The 18,087-nt window shown below is 50.0% G+C and carries 19 protein-coding genes and 1 pseudogene; 14 read left to right on the forward strand and 6 right to left on the reverse strand.

Translation table 11 applies throughout. The features are described from left to right. Positions 1-143 precede the first annotated feature (143 nt). Entirely contained in the window at positions 144-1,037 is an 894-nt protein-coding gene (locus tag Q8K39_RS00840; protein WP_305257906.1) for a polyprenyl synthetase family protein, read from the reverse strand. Next, on the reverse strand, positions 1,034-1,321 hold the full coding sequence (locus Q8K39_RS00845; protein WP_186957020.1) for an exodeoxyribonuclease VII small subunit: 288 nt from the start codon (positions 1,319-1,321) through the stop codon (positions 1,034-1,036). The genes Q8K39_RS00840 and Q8K39_RS00845 overlap by 4 nt, the downstream gene beginning before the upstream one ends. A 497-nt stretch (positions 1,322-1,818) precedes the next feature. Here Q8K39_RS00845 and Q8K39_RS00850 point away from each other — a divergent pair, with 497 nt between their 5' ends. The 4 genes from Q8K39_RS00850 to Q8K39_RS00865 all read left to right on the forward strand — a co-directional run bounded on the left by Q8K39_RS00850 (position 1,819) and on the right by Q8K39_RS00865 (position 5,863). Then, complete coding sequence (locus Q8K39_RS00850) at positions 1,819-4,131, forward strand: DUF1631 family protein (RefSeq protein ID WP_305257907.1); 2,313 nt, start codon at positions 1,819-1,821, stop codon at positions 4,129-4,131. Between the two features lie 253 nt (positions 4,132-4,384). Further along, on the forward strand, positions 4,385-4,984 hold the full coding sequence (locus Q8K39_RS00855; protein WP_305257908.1) for a hypothetical protein: 600 nt from the start codon (positions 4,385-4,387) through the stop codon (positions 4,982-4,984). A 14-nt stretch (positions 4,985-4,998) separates the two neighbouring features. Continuing rightward, complete coding sequence (locus Q8K39_RS00860) at positions 4,999-5,421, forward strand: hypothetical protein (protein ID WP_305257909.1); 423 nt, start codon at positions 4,999-5,001, stop codon at positions 5,419-5,421. A gap of 70 nt (positions 5,422-5,491) precedes the next feature. After that, positions 5,492-5,863 carry a VOC family protein gene (locus tag Q8K39_RS00865; RefSeq protein ID WP_305257910.1) on the forward strand — a complete coding sequence of 124 codons (372 nt, stop codon included), beginning with the start codon at positions 5,492-5,494 and terminating at the stop codon, positions 5,861-5,863. Positions 5,864-5,974: 111 nt separating this feature from the next. Here the strand turns inward: Q8K39_RS00865 and Q8K39_RS00870 are convergent, their stop codons facing one another. Then, positions 5,975-6,931 (reverse strand): lipase secretion chaperone, encoded by a 957-nt coding sequence (locus tag Q8K39_RS00870; RefSeq protein ID WP_305257911.1) that lies wholly within the window; start codon positions 6,929-6,931, stop codon positions 5,975-5,977. A gap of 130 nt (positions 6,932-7,061) precedes the next feature. Next, complete coding sequence (locus Q8K39_RS00875; RefSeq protein WP_305257912.1) at positions 7,062-7,994, reverse strand: triacylglycerol lipase; 933 nt, start codon at positions 7,992-7,994, stop codon at positions 7,062-7,064. 558 nt (positions 7,995-8,552) lie between these two features. Here Q8K39_RS00875 and Q8K39_RS00880 point away from each other — a divergent pair. The 6 genes from Q8K39_RS00880 to Q8K39_RS00905 all read left to right on the forward strand — a co-directional run bounded on the left by Q8K39_RS00880 (position 8,553) and on the right by Q8K39_RS00905 (position 13,713). Continuing rightward, positions 8,553-9,356: a fatty acid hydroxylase family protein gene (locus Q8K39_RS00880; protein WP_305257913.1), complete on the forward strand. Its 804-nt coding sequence runs from the start codon at positions 8,553-8,555 to the stop codon at positions 9,354-9,356. Positions 9,357-9,386: 30 nt separating this feature from the next. Continuing rightward, positions 9,387-10,067 (forward strand): GntR family transcriptional regulator, encoded by a 681-nt coding sequence (locus Q8K39_RS00885; protein ID WP_305257914.1) that lies wholly within the window; start codon positions 9,387-9,389, stop codon positions 10,065-10,067. A gap of 32 nt (positions 10,068-10,099) precedes the next feature. Further along, positions 10,100-10,564: an SRPBCC family protein gene (locus Q8K39_RS00890; RefSeq protein ID WP_305257915.1), complete on the forward strand. Its 465-nt coding sequence runs from the start codon at positions 10,100-10,102 to the stop codon at positions 10,562-10,564. Between the two features lie 201 nt (positions 10,565-10,765). After that, positions 10,766-11,866: an aromatic ring-hydroxylating dioxygenase subunit alpha gene (locus tag Q8K39_RS00895; RefSeq protein WP_305257916.1), complete on the forward strand. Its 1,101-nt coding sequence runs from the start codon at positions 10,766-10,768 to the stop codon at positions 11,864-11,866. Between the two features lie 54 nt (positions 11,867-11,920). After that, a complete protein-coding gene (locus Q8K39_RS00900; protein ID WP_305257917.1) occupies positions 11,921-12,841 on the forward strand; it encodes a DMT family transporter in 921 nt (306 codons plus the stop codon). Positions 12,842-12,867: 26 nt separating this feature from the next. Then, entirely contained in the window at positions 12,868-13,713 is an 846-nt protein-coding gene (locus Q8K39_RS00905; RefSeq protein ID WP_305257918.1) for a sulfurtransferase, read from the forward strand. Positions 13,714-13,786: 73 nt separating this feature from the next. On the opposite strand, the gene Q8K39_RS00910 is transcribed toward Q8K39_RS00905, so the two are convergent. Continuing rightward, on the reverse strand, positions 13,787-14,488 hold the full coding sequence (locus tag Q8K39_RS00910) for a ZIP family metal transporter (protein ID WP_305257922.1): 702 nt from the start codon (positions 14,486-14,488) through the stop codon (positions 13,787-13,789). Here Q8K39_RS00910 and Q8K39_RS00915 point away from each other — a divergent pair. The 3 genes from Q8K39_RS00915 to Q8K39_RS00925 all read left to right on the forward strand — a co-directional run bounded on the left by Q8K39_RS00915 (position 14,424) and on the right by Q8K39_RS00925 (position 17,038). After that, positions 14,424-14,558: a hypothetical protein gene (locus Q8K39_RS00915; RefSeq protein WP_305257923.1), complete on the forward strand. Its 135-nt coding sequence runs from the start codon at positions 14,424-14,426 to the stop codon at positions 14,556-14,558. The genes Q8K39_RS00910 and Q8K39_RS00915 overlap by 65 nt on opposite strands. Before the next feature lie 554 nt (positions 14,559-15,112). Further along, complete coding sequence (locus Q8K39_RS00920) at positions 15,113-15,964, forward strand: hypothetical protein (protein ID WP_186956987.1); 852 nt, start codon at positions 15,113-15,115, stop codon at positions 15,962-15,964. Between the two features lie 303 nt (positions 15,965-16,267). Further along, positions 16,268-17,038: a hypothetical protein gene (locus Q8K39_RS00925; protein WP_305257919.1), complete on the forward strand. Its 771-nt coding sequence runs from the start codon at positions 16,268-16,270 to the stop codon at positions 17,036-17,038. Between the two features lie 192 nt (positions 17,039-17,230). On the opposite strand, the gene Q8K39_RS00930 is transcribed toward Q8K39_RS00925, so the two are convergent. Further along, entirely contained in the window at positions 17,231-17,917 is a 687-nt protein-coding gene (locus tag Q8K39_RS00930) for a hypothetical protein (protein WP_305257920.1), read from the reverse strand. Positions 17,918-17,931: 14 nt separating this feature from the next. On the opposite strand from Q8K39_RS00930, the pseudogene Q8K39_RS00935 reads away from it, so the two are divergent. Beyond that, positions 17,932-18,087: pseudogene (locus tag Q8K39_RS00935) on the forward strand (IS5/IS1182 family transposase); the annotation flags it as partial.

Raw genomic sequence — 18,087 nt, forward strand, 5'->3', positions numbered from 1 at the left:
TTCGTACCTGGCCGACCGCCGGAGCTGCTATCGCATACCTGCACTGCATTTACTTTTCCGGCTTGTTACTGTCCGGGTACTATTCTTCGTTTTGCTAAGGCGGTGCGCATGACACACCCTACAACATCAACTACAACATAACATCAGGCTTGGCGCTGCACGATCAAATCTGCCAGCTCATGCAATAAGCTGGCTTTGTCACCAAAATTACTCAGCGCCTCATGCGCATCATGGCATAGTTGCGTAGCTAATGCGCGAGAAGCATCCAGGCCCATGAGGCTGACAAAGGTAGGCTTATTGTCTGCCGCGTCCTTGCCCGCCGTTTTGCCCAGGGTCGCAGAATCTGCCGTGGCATCCAGTACATCATCCACCACCTGAAAAGCCAGGCCTATGGCGGCCGCATAGCTGTCCAGTGCAGCAGTTTCATCTGCCGTCAGGGTTTTGCCGCACATGGCCCCTAATAATACAGAAGCACGCAACAGAGCGCCGGTTTTTAGCCTGTGCATTTGCTCCAGTTGTTCTCGGTTCAGGGCGACACCGACGCTGGCCAGATCAATCGCCTGGCCTCCACACATGCCAACCGAGCCGGCAGCGCGCGCCAGCAATTGCAGCATCGCCAGTTTGGCCTTGGCGTCGCCTTCACCCTCTGACAGCACCAGGAAAGCTTGTGCCTGCAAGGCATCACCCACTAGCAAGGCGGTGGCTTCATCATATTTGACATGTACCGTGGGCTTGCCGCGGCGCAAGGCATCATCGTCCATGCAAGGCATGTCGTCATGCACCAGTGAATAGGCATGGATCATTTCAACCGCAACAGCAGCACGGCTCAGCAGGGCAGCGGGGGCATCGAACAACTGGCCCGCTGCATATACTAGCAAGGGGCGCACCCTTTTGCCGCCATCCAGGGTGGCATAGCACATGGCGGCATGTAATTGTTGCGGAACTGTATTTTCATCCGGCAAAAACTGTTTCAGGCTGGTTTCGCAGCTTGCCTGCGCTTGTCGCATCCAGTTACCAAATTGTTCATTCATGCTCATTCCTCATTGCCTGCGTTACTGCCTTGATTGCCGGAATCAGCAAAAGGCTTGAGCATGCCGGCTTCCAGTACCTTGACTTGTTGTTCTACTTTTTCGAGCTGGCTGGCACAATATTTCACCAGTTCCGAGCCACGTTGGTAAGCGCTCACAGAGGCTTCCAGCGGCAGTTCGCCTGCCTCCATACTGGCGACCAGTTGATTGAGTTCAGCCATAGCAGCTTCAAACGACAAGCCTTCCACATGGGCAGGAACAGATAGATTTGCAGTTGCTTGTTTTTTTGTCATAAAGAAATGTTTGTTTCGCGCCGTTAACAAAAAAAAGTGAAACCAAACGTAAAAATCGGCGTGAAAAATAAGGTAAACAGAGTTCAACCTGCTATTTTAGTGCAATCCCAAGAAATTTACTGTTTAGTGCAATCCTGATAAGCGATTTTAGGGAGTTTGTTCGAAGCTGTTGCAGTTCTGGATTTATCCAAAGACTATACTTAAATTTTTCAGAAATTGCGTTTCAAACATTTCCATGTGGAAATTAACGGTATATAGTACGTTTATCCGGTTTGATTAAATTTTGTGCATATTAGCTGCCTCTCAATAATCTGTAAGAAACTGAAATAATTGCTTTGTGTAATGAGTTTGTCTTAATTGTATGCAACTCTGGAGCCAAGTTAGGTATGCAGTCTGCAGTCTGAATAAAAAACTGGAAATAATGCCTCAGGCAAAAATTTCTGCCCGTTCTATGTTGAAATTGTTGTAATAGCAAAATAACTGATTTTATTGCCACCATGTCTACGCCCATCAACCAAGCCAAGCCCAGCGGTACTGCCATGCAGTCTCGTGATGCGGTCTTGCGTGGTCTGATCCCGCTGGCGAATCATTTGGTGGCATCGCAAATTGATGCTTTCTCTGCCCGTCTCGCGAATGCCTTCCTGGCACTGTCCGAGCAAAGCATGGATGCGCGTGAAGCAAGCCTGAGCTTTGGTGCCGGGCAATTGTTGAAAAAGAATGGCTATGCCTTCTACTACCTCGCCTCTGCAGCATTTGAAGCAGCTTTCCGCAAGGAAATAGACGCTCTGTTGCAAGGCGTCAAAGCTGTCGCCAATAATCCTGACGCCGCATTGACTCTGGTTACTTACGAAGAAATGGACCAGAAGCTGGCCCTGAGCCGCGCTGGTCGCACGCTTGAACTAGACAGCGCCGAGCAGTATGCCGCGCTGAATATGCGTTTCGCCCATCTGATGGATCACGAAGCACTGAGCATTGCGCAAAATCCATTCCGTCCAGAGATTTTCCTGCACACGATATATTCAGCATGGTGTGAATATGATCCTGATGTCAATACCCATGAGCTGGTCTTGCCACTCCTGCGTGCAGACATCCTGTTTGATCTCGAACCGATTTTGAATGCGCTCAATGAAGCGCTGATTGCCAAAGGCATACTGCCTGATTTGCATGAATCATTCCGCATACGCCGCAGCCGCAGTTCTGACAAGCGCAAGGATGCCGTGCCTGATGTCGCCCAAAAGCTGAGGAACCTCTTGTCTGGCAATGCCCAGCCTGATGCGCCGAATGACGCGGGTGGACAGTTTGCAGGTGGTGGACAGGCAGGCGGATATGGCGGCGGGCAAGGTGGTGCCGGTGGCTTTGGCGGCCATCCTGGACACGCCAGTGCTGGCGGCTCTATGGGGGGCATGGGAGCTGGACAAGACGCTGCTGCTTCCAGTACCCCTTATTCTGGCTTTGCCCAGGCAGGCGAGCCCCAAACGATCGCCCGGACAGAATTGTTCCAAAAGTTGGCGGGTTTGCAAAAGAGTGTCAAGTTGCAGCAAATGATGGCTGGTGCGCAAGACGTGTTGCGCTTGTCGCAAATGCGCGAACAAATGCCTGAGCTGGCCAATAACGGCATAGAAAAAAATACCCTGGATTTGCTGTCACAAGTGTTTGACAGTGTTTTCCGCAATCAGGCTATTCCTACCCAGATCAAGGAACTGATCTCTGTCTTGCAAATCCCTGTCCTCAAGGCTGCCTTGATGGACAAGGAATTCTTTTTCCAGGAAAATCATCCGGCCCGCCGCATGATTGAATTGCTGTCGCGTTACAGCCTTGCCTGGGACCAGAAAAAAGGTCAGCAAGACCCGCTGTTCCAGACCATGCAACGCAATGTGCATCGCGTGCAGCAAGAGTTTGACCAGGAGATCGCCCTCTTCGATGAAGTCGTCGACGACCTCGAATCTTTCATACAGAAAGAAGAAAAAGAAGCCGCTGAAGCCTTGCAGGCACCGATCAAGACGGCGCTGAAAAAAGAAAAAGTCAAACAGGCCAGCATTGCCGCCACCCATGAAGTGTCTTTGCGCGTGGGCACTGGCGAAGTTGTTGCTTTTGTCGAAACCTTCCTCGAAAGCCGCTGGACCAAGGTCCTGACCCTGGCCTATAGCGTCAAGGAAGAAAAGCCTTACGCTGTAGAAGATGCCATCAAGACCATGGATGACCTGATCTGGAGTGTACAGCCCAAGCTCACCCTGCAGCAGCGTCAGGAATTATTGAATCGCTTGCCCGCCATTCTGGCCCGCCTCAATAAATGGCTGAGCCTGATCAAGTGGGAAGATGCCGACCGCGTGCAATTCTTTGCCGACCTGGCAGAATGCCATGCCTCTATCGTTCGTGCACCGCTGGACCTGTCACCAGAACGCCAGATCGAAATCGCTGTCGAAGTCGCACAACAAGCGGCCGAACGCCGTCTGGCAAAACGGGCCGAGGCCGAAAGCAAGGCAGAAGCCGAACCGCCGCCACCGCCAGATGAACATGTAGACACCGTCACTGAACTGGAACGCGGCGTCTGGCTGGAATTCACCAAGAAAACCGGTGGCACCAACAAAGTCAAACTCGCCTGGGTCAGCCCCATGCGCAGCCTGTACATCTTCACCACGGGTGACAAGGAAAAAACTTTCCAGGTCACTGCGGAAGAACTTGAACAAACCTTCCGCGAAAAACGCGCGAAGATACTCCAGCTCGACAAAGTCGTCGACCGCGCCCTCATGGAAGTTCTGGAAAAAAACCCAGATGAACAAGAGGCTGAGGAAGAGCTGGGGCTGGTGTGATTTTCACCTTAACATAGCCCCCTCAGACTAAAAATATCTGCTGCCCCAGCGTGCATTGCCTTGTTAGTAACTACTCAACATGGCAAACTCAACATCTCTTCAATACCTGTCTTAAAGTACCCTCTAAGGGCTATCTACTTATCTGAACGCAGGGCGACACAGCAGCTTTGTATTTTACTTTTTCAATATGAAATTCTTTCTCCTTCTTATCGCTGCATTATGGGTAAGCGATTCCCATGCAGCAAACCAGCGATTGAGCTGCCACAAAGCCATGCTTTACCCTGAAGTCGAGTATGAACTGATGCAGAAAAATCCAGCAAAAGTACGCAGGCTTGATGAACACACGCTGGAAGTGAAGCATGCCAAAGGCAGGAAACAGTTTGTCGACAAACCACCACATGAAGCGCTGGCAGGCACACACTGGTTTTACTGTGGCTATCATGCAGCATTAAAGGTACATCTGATTGGCCACAACGTCGATTCATTATTCGGTGGCATCATCTTGCGCCATAGTGACGGCAAAACTTTCAAGGCTGGTCATACGATATTGATGTCACCAAAAGGGAAGAAATTTCTTGCGATCGAACAGCAGAGCGGTCTTGATGGTGAAGACTGGACAGTCTACAAACTCTACGGAAAAAAATTGTGGCAAGGCTACGCTGGCATCCTCAGCACCCCGGTGAAGCATGAACCAGTCATGGTGATGGCACAATTTGTTGATCCAGTCTGGCGCAATGAGAATTTGCTGGAAGCGGATCTCAGTTGTGCCGATACCATCAAGGGGAAAGCGACTTTAGACATAGACAATATGGGCAAAGCAGCGCCGCGCTGGTCTTCAAAGCCCGCCTGTTGAGCGCATCTTCTGCCATGAAAAATAGGCCCGTTTATCTACACCTCAAGCCAGGTGCTGACCCTGCTGACATTTCGGCATTTTATCCTTACACCGCTATCGTCATGATAGAGACCGATGTCACCCCTGAATGGCGTTCGACGATCAGCCGCTGGCTGGTGGATACGGGATGCCTGTATATGATTGCCTGGGGGAGGGAGTGCGCACTGTGGGATGATGTCGTGGATTGGTGTCATATGGAGAAATATGACTTCGGGGTTTATCCAGAGGACAGTTTCTTACCTACTTCCTGGTTCGAAAATTACACATTGGAAGAAGTGTTTGAGTTCGCCAAAATGCATGCGAGACATCCCACGGTGGAATTATTGCATACAGTATTACTACACATTTCTGCATCCCCAGATGACGAAAAAATATTGGAGAAGTATGCTGATGCCTGAAGGACTCTGCTTTGCCTGGCAAAGCAATCAGGTCTGCGTTTGGATCGTCTTTTCACCTCAGGGAGAGAGCATGCAACTCGGTAATTTTTCCATCAGTCTGGCCGTCAAGGACCTGGCAGCTTCCTTAGCTTTTTATGAAAAATTTGGCTTCAGCATATTTGCTGGTGATGCCAAGCAAAACTGGCTGATACTCAAAAATGGTGAGCATGTCATCGGTTTGTTTCAGGGCATGTTTGAAAAGAATATGCTGACCTTTAATCCGGGCTGGGACAGCAATGCCAACAAGCTGGAAAATTTTACTGATGTGCGTGATCTGCAAAAGCAGTTGATGCAGCAAGGAGTGCAGCTGGCAGAGCAGACAGATGAAGCAGGCTCAGGACCTGCGCATTTCATGGTGGTTGATCCTGATGGCAATCCTTTGCTGTTTGATCAGCATGTGTAGCTATCATATTTTCTGACTGACGTGAATCTCAAGCAGCATGACATTATGTACTAACCCTGATATTCCGTCCCCTTGCCGGAGATGGAATATCAGGGCATTTGCCTTTTAAGCTCACTCATACGCCGGCAACCTGCGCTGCTCATCCACATTGAAATACTGCTTGCGTACCTGGTCCAGAGCAGCCTGTTTTTCTGTTTCGCTGTGGAAGGCCATTTCGGTGTTCAGCTTGTTTTTTTGTTCCTGGTATTGTTGTATGCGGGCTTTCCAGATGGCTTCTTCTCGGTCGACTTCGGCCAGCCTGGTGGCTGCTTCTGCTGAGGTTGCGGTGGCGCGCATATTATAGATGTCGGCATCGCTGGCACCATTGGCGCGCAGCTTGCTGGCTTGTTCTTCCAGGCGGATGACCTGATAGGGCGCGTTCTTTTCTTCTCTGAGTTCCACGGGCAAGGCATCGTCCAGGGCTTGCAGTTGCGCCTGTTTTTGCTCGGGATTGAGGCTGGCGTTTTCGGCGACATCCATGCGGTTGAGGGCGTCCATGTCATAGGCGTCATCAAAACCAAACATGGCCTGGTTTTCTTTTTCACTGAAAAAACGCTGACGGGTTTGCTGCATGGCAGACCAGCGCTGGCGGGCGGCTGTGGCCATGCTGGTTCTTCCCGCACTGATGTTTTGTGCATTGGCCTCGACGCTGACCAGTGCCTGTTTGTACTGGATATAGCGCCCCAGCAAATTTTTCGCTTGCAGGGCGGCATTGGCGCTGAGTTTTTGATCGAGCACTCTTTCAATTTCTGCGCGTATCTCAGGCAATTTCTTTTCGCCGGTGGCGGTAAGATAATAATCGAATAGCAGACGCAATTCAGCGCTGACTTGCAATTCGCTGCCACCATCGTGGCTGAGATTGCCATCCTGGGTAGTGCCTTCAAATGAGCGCACGAAATCAAAGCTATGGTCTGCCTTGCGCAATTTGATGGGTTCGCGCTGGTCTTCGGATTTCAGGGAAGTGAAAATAAAAAAAACCGCGACGACCAGGGCCGTCGCGCTGGAAAATGCCAGATTGGCTGTTCTCATAGACTCCCGCTCCTTTTTCAGATGTACTTCCTGTTATTTTGCGGACTTGCCTTGCATCATCAGCTTACTACTTCTTGTCATGAAAATGTAATGAAAGTCCGCACTTTAACAACAGTATTTGAACGCAGATTTATAAACCCTGATTTTTCAGGCGGTTGGCGTGCTGGCGATACAGCGTGACCGGATTGGTTTCAAAAATGTTGACCAGGCCTATGGTCTGGTTCACTTCATCTACATGGTTCATCGCATAGTCGTCACGTATCACCTTGCCCAGATGAGTGGCGCAACTGGCCACCAGTCCGTCATTTTTTTCACCACCAAATGCCAGTGAAGTCAGGGCCAGGGCGGGGTCCAGTATGTCCAGTATGTTGGTGTAAGGCTTGGCACCACTCCAGGAATAGTAAGCCACGCCACGTGCCGTGTAGGCACCTTCACCACATGCTGAGGTTGGTACGCCTTCTGGGTATTTGGCGTTGAACTTCAGTGTGCCTGCCGTGCTCAGTGAGTTGACTGCGGCCAGTGAGTTTTGTGGAATAGTCGGACTACCTGACAGGAAGCTGATGATTTGTCCCAGGCCATTGGTGATGGAGACCAGCACTGCATTGGGTATCGAACCTGCCGGAGCAACCCCCAGCAGCACGTCCGCGACCTTGGAACCCCGATTTACACCTCCTACCGATGTGACCGACGCCACCAGATCAGGCCTGACGGAAGCCACATAGCGTATGGTGGGGCCACCATGGCTATGCCCTATCAGGTTGACTTTGGCAGCGCCAGTGACAGCCAGGATTTGCTTGACCTGGCTCAGCAATTGTTCACCCCTGACTTCACTGCTGTTGGCAGCCGATACCTGGGTGACATAGACCTTGGCACCATCGCTGCGCAAGGCTGAGGGAATTCCATACCAGTAATCTACCGGGCCAATCTTGTCGAACCCGAACAGGCCGTGCACCAGCACGATAGGATATTTTGTCTCCGTATAACCTGCAGCCCATGACGGTGCTGGTAACACCATCAGGGACATGACTAGCATCATTACTTTCTTCACCATGTGTTTTTTCATTTTGTCTCTTTCATTGTTATCGTTGAAATGAAACGCAGCGGTGCCTATGTGCCTGCTTCTGTGAGCGGGTCTTGATATGGCAAGCTCAGGCTAGGTTTCCCGCGCTTGATTAGCAAGTTGCTATGCAACATAAAAAGAGGGGGAAAATGAAAAATGTGGATATTTTTCAGCGCAGGCAGCCGCGCTGAAAATTGTTAAATCATTTATATTCCCTCTGTAGATGCAGGCATAAGCCTGGAAAAGATATAGTTTTAGATGAAATTCACTAAAGTGCAGGCGCGGTTTTTGACAGTGAATAAATTGTAGGCTCTTCGCAACAAAGTTTCTTGTGCTGCTCGTCCATGTGTTTTCCGCAAATTCCCCTCCGATTTGCGTCTGATTTGCTCATTCCAAGCTAGCGTTGCGACAGTCGCGCGCGGGGCTTGCTGGTTGACCAAACCGTGAAGCTAAGAAAAAAACAGTCCGGCAAAATGCCTGTGCAATTTCCAGAAAATGTGTATGATTAGCCTGTGATATATCAGTTGTTCTACATTTATCTGGATTTTCCGGGAGTGAGAAATGGATGACAAGCAGCGCATATTCCGCAGTCAGTATCAGGCGGGCATCAGCCCTTATTACCACGGAGTCCTGCATGGCCTGTTTGTATTCGGGCTTGGCATTAGCCTCATCATCCTTGCCCTGACCCAGGTGCAAGGGGCGGGCTGGGCCTGGCTGGGTGTGCCAGCCACCTTGCTGTATGCAAATGTCAATGAATGGTATGTGCATAAAAACCGCTTGCACAAACGCGGCAAGAACCGCTTGTCACAACTGATCTGGCATCGCCATACCAAAGAGCATCATCATTACTTCACTCATGAAGAAATGCGGGTGGCCAGCACGCGTGAATATCGTATCGTCTTTTTCCCGGCCTATGCCTTTGTCATGATCGCTATCCAAAGCGTCTTGCTGGGTTTGCTGTGCGCCTTACTGGCAGGGCGCAATCTCGGCCATATTGTGTTTGCCACGGCTATCGCTTTTTACCTCTGGTATGAGGCCATGCACTTTCTTTGCCATGTCGATGAAAGTGCATTGGTCAGGCATCTGCCGCTGGTGAATACGATGCGCCGCAATCACATGGTGCACCACACCCAGGCGCTGATGACCGAATACAATATGAACCTCACTTTCCCCTTTGCCGACTGGCTGTTAGGCACCTCGGACTTGCAGCGCAGCTTGGTGGGCACGCTCTTTAATGGCTATAGCTCGCAACACCTGAAACCTGAAGTGGCAAGGCGTTATCAGGAACTGGGCATGGACGCACCAGTGCCGCATGTGCAAGCACCGCTGGAACCTGTCAGCGTGACAGTCTTGCAGCAGCCATGAAAAAACAAGGATCGCATACATCAACAGATCATGGATAAAACAGAATTCAGCAAGCTCTTCCCTCTCATCAAGAATGAATCGCAGGCAGCGCGCGCTTACCGTTTGCTGGAACTGCGCATCGTCTCGCTGGACCTCAAACCCGGCCAGGCAATTACTGAAAGCGAACTCTGCGAATACCTCGACCTTGGTCGCACACCAGTGCGTGAAGCATTGCAAAGACTGGCGCAGGAATGGCTGGTCAAGGTCTTGCCAAGGCGCGGCATGATTGTCAGTGAAGTTGACCTCCAATGCCAGATGCGCCTGATAGAAGCCAGGCGGGCGATGGAAGGCAGCTTGATACGCATTGCCACCCGCAAAGCCAGCAAGGACGAGCGCACCCAGTTTCGCGTCCTCGCAAATGGTTTTCGCGAGGCTGCCAGCAAGGCCGATGAATTCATCCTCTGTGAAACAGATAGTGCCTTTAACCAACTGGTGTTTGAAGTCGCGGGCAATGAATTCCTGGTCTCGGCCTTGCATCGCATGCATGCCTTGTCACGCCGCTTCTGGAAGATACAGTCACAGTTTGAAGACATCCTGCATGTCACCGCCATGACCCATGCCGACCTGGCTGAAGCGATTGCCAGCGGTGATGCCGATGCAGCCGTCGCCGCTACTGAAAAGCTACTCGACAATGTTGAAGCTTATACTCGCGCCGCCCTGGATAGAAGTTAGATTGATTTAAAAAACGGAGGCCAGAGCACGCCATGAGCACACATATCTACAATGCCATAGAAATACAAGTCCCAGTCCAGCAAGCATTTGATTATGCCTGCGCACCCAGCCACTGGCCGGACTGGCATCCATCTTCATTGAAGATCTACACCAATAATGCCGGTATCGCCAGCGCCGGCACCAGCTTTGAAGAAGATGTGCGCGCTGGCGGCCGCACCGGGCACCTGGTCTGGACCGTAACCGAGTGCGCCAACGTCCAGCGCTGGACTGGCCAGGCAGCAGTCGATAATGGTGCAAGCCTGACTGTCAGCTATCATTTCTCAGCCACTGCAAACGGTGGCACCCTGTTTGAGCGGCATCTGCAATATGAGTTGCCCAACCTGGCACTGAAGATTTTGAATTTCCTGCTATTGCGCCGCCGTATTGCAGATGAATCGGCTTTGTCATTGCGTCGTTTGCAAAGTGAGTTGCAGGCAAGATATGTCAACACGCCTTAGGTTTTCTGATGGTTTATATCATTTTATTGGTATTTCAGGCCATTTTTTTAAAGTTCAGGTATAATCCCCGGTTCTGTCCAAAATTTCCTCTTCAAGTCGTTTGATCGTTTGAATTTTCGTTGGGATTGAAAATCCTTACGGAACAGGTTTTTGTGGATTCTTTCTCTCTTAGGTTGGTGCAAATTAATTTGGGGGGTGGGGATGTCCGATCTGGCTTCTTTGTCTACACTCGCGCGTTCTGACGCGCAACTTCCGGTTTACGTGTATTTTGATGAAACGCTGTTACAGCGCGAAATCAAAGATTTATTCCATTCTGGTCCGCGTTATGTCGGCCATGAACTCATGGTGCCCAATGTCGGCGACTTTGCCACGCTTGCTGCCGAAAACGAAGGCCGCATGCTGGTGCGTAGCGCGCAGGGCATAGAACTGATGTCGAATGTCTGTCGTCACCGTCAGGCATTGATGTTCAATGGACGTGGCAATACCAATAATATTGTCTGCCCGCTGCATCGCTGGACCTATGACCTCAAAGGTGAGCTCATAGGTGCGCCGCATTTTGCCGACACGCCTTGCCTGAATTTGCAGCGTACACCGCTGCAAAACTGGAATGGCCTGCTGTTCGAGCAAAACGGCTACAACGTCATGGAACGCATGTCCAAACTCAGTGTTACCCAGGACCTGGATTTCACTGACTATATGCTCGACCATGTCGAAGTGCATGAATGTGATTACAACTGGAAGACTTTTATTGAAGTCTATCTGGAAGATTATCATGTCGAGCCCTTCCATCCTGGCCTGGGCAGCTTTGTCTCTTGCGACGACCTGAAATGGGAATTCGGCGAAGACTACAGCGTGCAAACCGTGGGCGTGCACAAGGGCTTGCAAAAGTCTGGCTCGCCCACTTACCAGCGCTGGCAAGAACAGGTGCTCAAGTTCCGCAATGGTGAAGCACCCAAGTACGGCGCGATCTGGCTGACCCTGTATCCCAACATCATGGTTGAATGGTATCCGCATGTGCTGGTGGTATCGACCCTGTGGCCAACTGCTACCGGCAAGACCCGCAATGTGGTCGAGTTTTATTATCCTGAAGAAATCGTCTTGTTCGAACGCGAATTCATCGAGGCCGAACGTGCTGCCTACATGGAAACCTGTGTCGAGGATGATGAAATCGGTCAGCGCATGGATGCCGGGCGCAAGATTTTGTTTGACCGTGGCGTCAATGAAGTCGGCCCCTATCAATCCCCCATGGAAGATGGCATGCAGCACTTCCATGAATGGTACCGAAGAAAAATCGCAGTGTAATGTAAGATGTTAAGGGAGGCTCGTGCCTCCCTTATCTTTTGGAGTTTCGTTGTTATGCAGTCTTTATGGATGCTGGTTGCCAGCTTTCTGTTTTCCATCATGGGTGTCTGCGTCAAGCTGGCATCAGCAGATTATTCAACATCAGAAATCGTGGCCTATCGCGGCGCCATAGGCATGCTGATGATCGCCTTGCTGGTCAAGTTACAGGGTGGCACTTTAAAGACTCGCATGCCTTACCATCATCTGATGCGTGGTGCAGTAGGTGTACTGGCCCTGTGGCTATGGTTTTATGCCATCGGCAAATTACCCTTGGCGATGGCGGTGACACTGAACTATATGTCCCCCATCTGGATCGCCGCCATCTTGCTGATCAGTGCATGGTGGAGCAAGCAGCGTGGCCTTGCATGGCAACCTGTCGCTGCCATCCTCATGGGTTTTGTCGGCGTGGTCCTGCTGCTACGGCCCAGCATACATGCTGACCAGATCATGGGCGGCGTTATTGCCCTGGTCTCCGGCATGCTGGCAGCCTGGGCGTATATGCAAGTCAGGCAAATGGGTTTGCTGGGCGAGCCTGAATACCGCGTGGTGTTTTATTTTTCCCTTACCTGCGCCGTGGCCGGGTTATTTGGTGCGCTGATCGGCAAATCAGTCTATGCAGCAGCGGGCGATGTTACCTGGCATCACCTCGATAGCAGGGGCATCATGCTCTTGCTGGCAATAGGCGTGACGGCTGCTGTCGCCCAAATGGCGATGACGCGCGCTTATCGATTGGGTAATACCCTGGTCACAGCCAACCTGCAATATGTGGGTATTGTGTTTTCCAGTGTCTGGGATGTGCTGATCTGGAAAGAAAGCCTGGCCTGGTTAAGCTGGCTAGGTATAGCCGTGATTTTATGTAGCGGCCTGCTTGCGACCTTCTATAATGCCAAAGCCAATCGCAAGCCGATACCTGGCGACGCCATCAGTTCAGAATAATCATCATCTTTTTTCAGGAGACCAGGATGTATACAACATTGATCAGTGCAACAGAGTTGGCCACACATATCAACGACCAGAACTGGGTCGTGCTGGATTGTCGTCATGACTTGATGGATGCCAATGCCGGCCAGGCAGCCTATGACCTGGGCCATATCCCTGGTGCGCAATTCGTCCATCTGGACCAGCGCCTGTCGGCTGCCAAAGTCGGGCCAGATGGCGTCTTCCGTGGCCGCCATCCCCTGCCTGAAAAAGCCGACTTCATCGCCACCCTGCAAGCCCTGGGTGTCAATAACGATAGCCAGGTCATCGTCTACGATGCTCATGGCGGCATGTTTGCCGCACGCCTCTGGTGGATGTTGCGCTGGGTGGGCCACAGGGCCGTGGCAGTGCTTGATGGCGGCTTGCCAGCCTGGCTGGCAGCAGAGCAGCAGGTGACCACAGAAGTGCCCGCTGCACGCAATGGCGGCTTTGCAGAGCGTGATTCACTGGTGCACACAGTTGATGTCATCCAGGTGTTGGGCAATATCAGCAGTGCTGCCAAACCCCTGGTTGATGCCCGCGCTGCTGACCGCTTCCGTGGCGAGAATGAAACCATCGATCCAGTCGGCGGCCATATCCCCGGAGCTAAAAACCGCTTCTTCAAAGACAACCTGAAAGCCGATGGCCGCTTCAAAGCTGCCGATCAGTTACTGCAAGAGTGGTCTGCTGTTGTGGGTGATGTCAGCAATGCCATCATGCAATGTGGCTCAGGCGTTACCGCCTGCCATAACCTTCTGGCGCTGGAAGTAGCCGGCCTGCACGGAGCGGCTTTGTATCCAGGATCGTGGAGTGAGTGGTGTGCAGATGCATCCAGGCCGGTGGAGCGTTGAATTAACAGACGGGGATTGCATTTCGTTGGTTGGGCCCGGCCCAACCAACGAGTACAAGCAAATTCTAAAATGACTAATGATGCCTGGTGACAAACAACACCAGCACCACCCCCAGTGACACCAGAATAATCTGCGGTATCGTTTCTTTCAACGTCGCCCGTCTCTGCATCTGCGGCATCAAATCGCTGACCGCAATATAGATAAACCCGGAAGACGCAAACACCAGCACATACGGGATCATGCCGCTGGCGCTTTCCAGCGTGTAATAGCCAATCACGCCACCAACCACACCCATCATGCTGCAGATCAGGTTGTACATATAAGCACGCATGCGGCTAAAACCGGCATTCAGCAAGACAATGAAATCACCTATTTCTTGCGGGATTTCATGAGCGATGATGGCCAGGCCAGTCACCAGGCCCAGTTTGGGGTTGGCCAAAAACGCCGCTGCGATCAATATGCCATCAGTGAAATTATGCAGGCCATCGCCCACCAGTATCATCCAGCCCGCCTTGCCCGCCTCATGCGCATCATGACCATGTTCATGTTCGTGACCATCCCCCTCATGGTGATGCGAGTGGCGCAGGATGGCGAATTTTTCCAGCAAAAAGAAAGCCAGCAAGCCACCCAGCAGGCAGGCAAACAGCGTGCGCGCGTCAGCCCCTGATTCAAAAGCCTCTGGCAAGGCATGCAGCAAAGAAGTGGACAACATGATGCCCACCGACAAGCTCACCATGCGCTCTACCACTTTGGAGAGCAACGAAAACGAAAAAATGGCAGCCGCAGTGATGCTCAAGACACCAGCAATTGTGGTAGCAAACAGTATGGATAACAGCGTGGAGTGAATTTTAAACCTCAGGAATTTGCAACCAGGTTGCAAATTAAAGCATATTACGGGGGTTTCTGCAAATCCAGTCTTAACTTAATGTTATCTTGCCGTTATCCACATCATTCCCATTGTTGCAATCTAAGGATGCAATTCCAAAGTTTTTTTCCCAGATTGCATAAGGAAAATCGTTGGAGTAGAAGCTGTCCTGTATCCCCAGATAAGGTAAAGAATTTCTGCCCGGCATGAATAACAAGCACATTGTTGCAATGGTAGATGATTATAAAAAAAACTAGTTGAACTTATAATTATTTAAGCAAATAACAATGTAGTATTTCAACTGTCTCACGCAGTTTGGAATCAAGTTGCAATCATCAGGCGCAAGTGCGGGATAGGCGGGCAAAGGATGCTATAGCAACGGAAAAGTTAATGCCGCGCCAAACGTCAATAGCGGGAAATTTCTGCAAGGGAAGTTGTCACTGATCAGTAGCTATGCATGGTCACGTCAAGTTCCAATCAATTCAATGCATTACACCTCAATCTGATTCGACGAATTTATTAAGGGAAAATTTCATGCGTCCACATCTCATTTACTCGATTACCAAAGAAATTGAAGCTGAAAAAATCTCAGGATTGCCACTGCTGGCAATTGGAGATTCCTGGTTTGATGTGGGGTCACTTCCGCCTTGGGACACGAGCAATATCCTGTATCAACTGGATTTGAAAAAAGAATACACAATAGTCGGATTTGCCCGTTCGGGACAAGAATTAAAGAACATGGTCAATGAATTGCAGAACCGGGCACTGTTCAGGGAATTGCTCTTGAAAAATGGAATTCCCTATCGCGGCATCCTCGTGTCTGGTGGTGGCAATGATTTGATCGCATTGGCCGCTGCCGATCAAAAACTGGACAGGTCGCACAGGATATTACTCAATACATCAGAAGTGCCTGCTCCACAAAGACAATTGCCAGAGGCCTATATATGTCCACAAGGGCTGGAAGTATTCAAGTTTCGCATGCTTGGTCACTATCAAAAGCTGATTGAAACCAGAAACAAAAATTATGCAGGCATACCTATCCTGGCGCACTCATATGCTTACGCCACTCCCCGAATGGCTGGCATACCAATTGTTGCACCAAATGGCTGGTTGGCCGTATCGCTAAAAAAACATAAGATCCCTCCTGAGTTATGGGGGAGCATCAAAAAACTCTTAATCAATGAAATGTTCAGTGTCATTGAAGAGCTTGCCAAAATACCTGGCAACCGTGTGGTTGCCGTTGATACCAAAAATTTACTGACACCTGCTGAACCTGGCAGTAAAGGCGAATCCAATGATTGGGAAAATGAGATTCATCCTAATCTGACAGGGTATAAAAAATTAGCTGCTTATTGGAGTAAGCTGATTGACAGCGAAATTGCCTGAGGCACGAGACGCATCATCATTGCAGGGCCTGTACATTGTCGGGGCAGGCATAATCCAGCGATCAATTTATTTTGCTCGCTGGGTTAAGCGAAAGACTCTGTCAGCTTTCTTAAGCAAACATTTAAAGATCATTGATCTGAAATGACTAAATTCCAGCATTTGCTTCGGTGCGATTTTCGACAGTGAGCCGATTATGACGATCACATTCATACATTTTCTCATTGTGAAGTTGCTATAATATAAAGCCTGTCCCTACTTGGCTCTTGCACCTTCTTGTCTCTTTCTGAACCTGGTATTCAAATAATGCAAAATAAAATATTGACCCTCTTTTTCATCCTGAGCATGGGATTTTGCTTTTCAGTAAAGGCAGCAGACCAAAGCATTCAACCTCCTGTCAATGAAGAAACCTTGAAGGTTTGTTCAAACCTGGATATGTATGCAGACTTCGCAGTAGACGGACGTGATTCTGCAATGCCGAAGGAGATTGCATTCAACATGGTCAAAGCATCAATGAATCGTCATCTTAAAATTCCAGCAAACTTGCTGTCTGAATACATCACGGTTGTTGGCAAAATCTATGAACTTATTTATGCAGATCAGACCATCAAGCGTGGCGCAACTCAAGCTGCAATTGTCGATGCCTGTTCGCATTACAAAGGCCAAAATGCAGATACGCGCTATATTACCAACTACCTCGAAAGAAACCCACGGTCTGCATGGGATCCATTGAAGCGAGTGCCTCTCTGCGAAAATGTCGCACAGTCTGCATCCAATATTGCCGTTGCCAGAAACAAGGGCATGTCACTGGAAAATGTCACCGTTCTCGTCAAAGATGGATTGCAGAATGACCCGTTGACTTTGCGTGTCATGCCAAAAATAACGACCGAAGTTTTTGAAAATCCTGATGTCAATACCACTTATATTTATGTGCACAACTTAAAGAAATGTATGGCATTAGAGAGAAACGAAAAATATGCCGAACTGGCAGAATTAAAACCACGTCTTCGCAGCTGTGAAAAATTAAAAGTAGAGGAAGAAAAACGGCAGTGTGAGCTAAAGATATTTGGTATATAAGGCCGGCCTAAATTACCCACATTCCGTGAATGCAAAGTGCAGGTCCGTAGGAGCGAATAGTATGGCGTAATCGCACGCATGCCAATCGCACTCTTGTCAATCACCATTGCGCAGCGCGTATTTTAAAACGCGCTGCGCAATGACGTAATGACGCAACGGCTGGATCAAGCGGAGGAGTGCGCGGGCAATTTATCAATGCACATAGTTATATAATTGTTTCATTGAAACCTTGACGTTTTCCAATGATCCAACGATGACGTAAGACCTGAAGTGATAGGTGCCAGACGGATTGTAAATGCGAAATACATTATTCCATTTCACCGTATCTGGAAATCTGAACCGACCATAGCCTAAGCCTGCGAATGTGGCTTGTGGCGCTTCTGGCGAATAAATCCCCATTGCCCATCCACCGTCTGGCGTAGAAAAAATGACAGGCAGATTTTGCTCACCAGGCCCGTCACTTAATGGGGCCTCCATGACGGCATTGTTTCTGACGTCAAATGTATAAAACTTGGAAAACTCTGGTGGCATATACCCTGTCAGAGCCTCAAATACGCCGAAAGAATGCGATTCATTACCAGGGATGGTAAATTGCGTCAGATACTCGATCACATGCGGCATATTGGGCAGGCCGATGGTAATTCGTTTGTTGAGGATGTGATTTGACACCTGGTTACCACCTACCGGATACCAGAATGCCATTTTTGTTTGTGTGGCCAGGACATTACTGGTTGCCCACTCCCCTTGCAGGATACTGCTGCTCGGACTAGGATTGACGCCGTTGTACGGTACCGCTGCTCCCGCTTCAGTTGGATTAAGGCTACGCTGATTAAGTAAACGGATTCTATTCTCAAGCGTTAAAGACTGACAACCGAACAAGACGTTTGACTTCCATGAAACAACAGACACTGGCGATGGCAGAAGATCAGAATGCGAGCTTCGAACAACATCGCAAACCGACACGACGTGACGTTTTTCTCGACACGATGCACAAGATAGTGCCGTGGAAGGAACTCTGCGCAATCATTGAACCGCATTATCCGAAGCGC

The organism is Undibacterium sp., from assembly GCF_030683615.1.
GTDB lineage: Bacteria > Pseudomonadota > Gammaproteobacteria > Burkholderiales > Burkholderiaceae_D > Undibacterium > Undibacterium umbellatum.

Coding starts and splice junctions, on each gene's coding strand:
- Q8K39_RS00890 (WP_305257915.1), top strand. CDS start 10,100: ATGAGCACACATATCTACAATGCCATAGAAATACAAGTCCCAGTCCAG.
- Q8K39_RS00885 (WP_305257914.1), top strand. CDS start 9,387: ATGGATAAAACAGAATTCAGCAAGCTCTTCCCTCTCATCAAGAATGAA.
- Q8K39_RS00895 (WP_305257916.1), top strand. CDS start 10,766: ATGTCCGATCTGGCTTCTTTGTCTACACTCGCGCGTTCTGACGCGCAA.
- Q8K39_RS00925 (WP_305257919.1), top strand. CDS start 16,268: ATGCAAAATAAAATATTGACCCTCTTTTTCATCCTGAGCATGGGATTT.
- Q8K39_RS00900 (WP_305257917.1), top strand. CDS start 11,921: ATGCAGTCTTTATGGATGCTGGTTGCCAGCTTTCTGTTTTCCATCATG.
- Q8K39_RS00880 (WP_305257913.1), top strand. CDS start 8,553: ATGGATGACAAGCAGCGCATATTCCGCAGTCAGTATCAGGCGGGCATC.
- Q8K39_RS00845 (WP_186957020.1), bottom strand. CDS start 1,321: ATGACAAAAAAACAAGCAACTGCAAATCTATCTGTTCCTGCCCATGTG.
- Q8K39_RS00840 (WP_305257906.1), bottom strand. CDS start 1,037: ATGAGCATGAATGAACAATTTGGTAACTGGATGCGACAAGCGCAGGCA.
- Q8K39_RS00860 (WP_305257909.1), top strand. CDS start 4,999: ATGAAAAATAGGCCCGTTTATCTACACCTCAAGCCAGGTGCTGACCCT.
- Q8K39_RS00920 (WP_186956987.1), top strand. CDS start 15,113: ATGCGTCCACATCTCATTTACTCGATTACCAAAGAAATTGAAGCTGAA.
- Q8K39_RS00905 (WP_305257918.1), top strand. CDS start 12,868: ATGTATACAACATTGATCAGTGCAACAGAGTTGGCCACACATATCAAC.
- Q8K39_RS00870 (WP_305257911.1), bottom strand. CDS start 6,931: ATGAGAACAGCCAATCTGGCATTTTCCAGCGCGACGGCCCTGGTCGTC.
- Q8K39_RS00850 (WP_305257907.1), top strand. CDS start 1,819: ATGTCTACGCCCATCAACCAAGCCAAGCCCAGCGGTACTGCCATGCAG.
- Q8K39_RS00875 (WP_305257912.1), bottom strand. CDS start 7,994: ATGAAAAAACACATGGTGAAGAAAGTAATGATGCTAGTCATGTCCCTG.
- Q8K39_RS00915 (WP_305257923.1), top strand. CDS start 14,424: ATGATGCCCACCGACAAGCTCACCATGCGCTCTACCACTTTGGAGAGC.
- Q8K39_RS00865 (WP_305257910.1), top strand. CDS start 5,492: ATGCAACTCGGTAATTTTTCCATCAGTCTGGCCGTCAAGGACCTGGCA.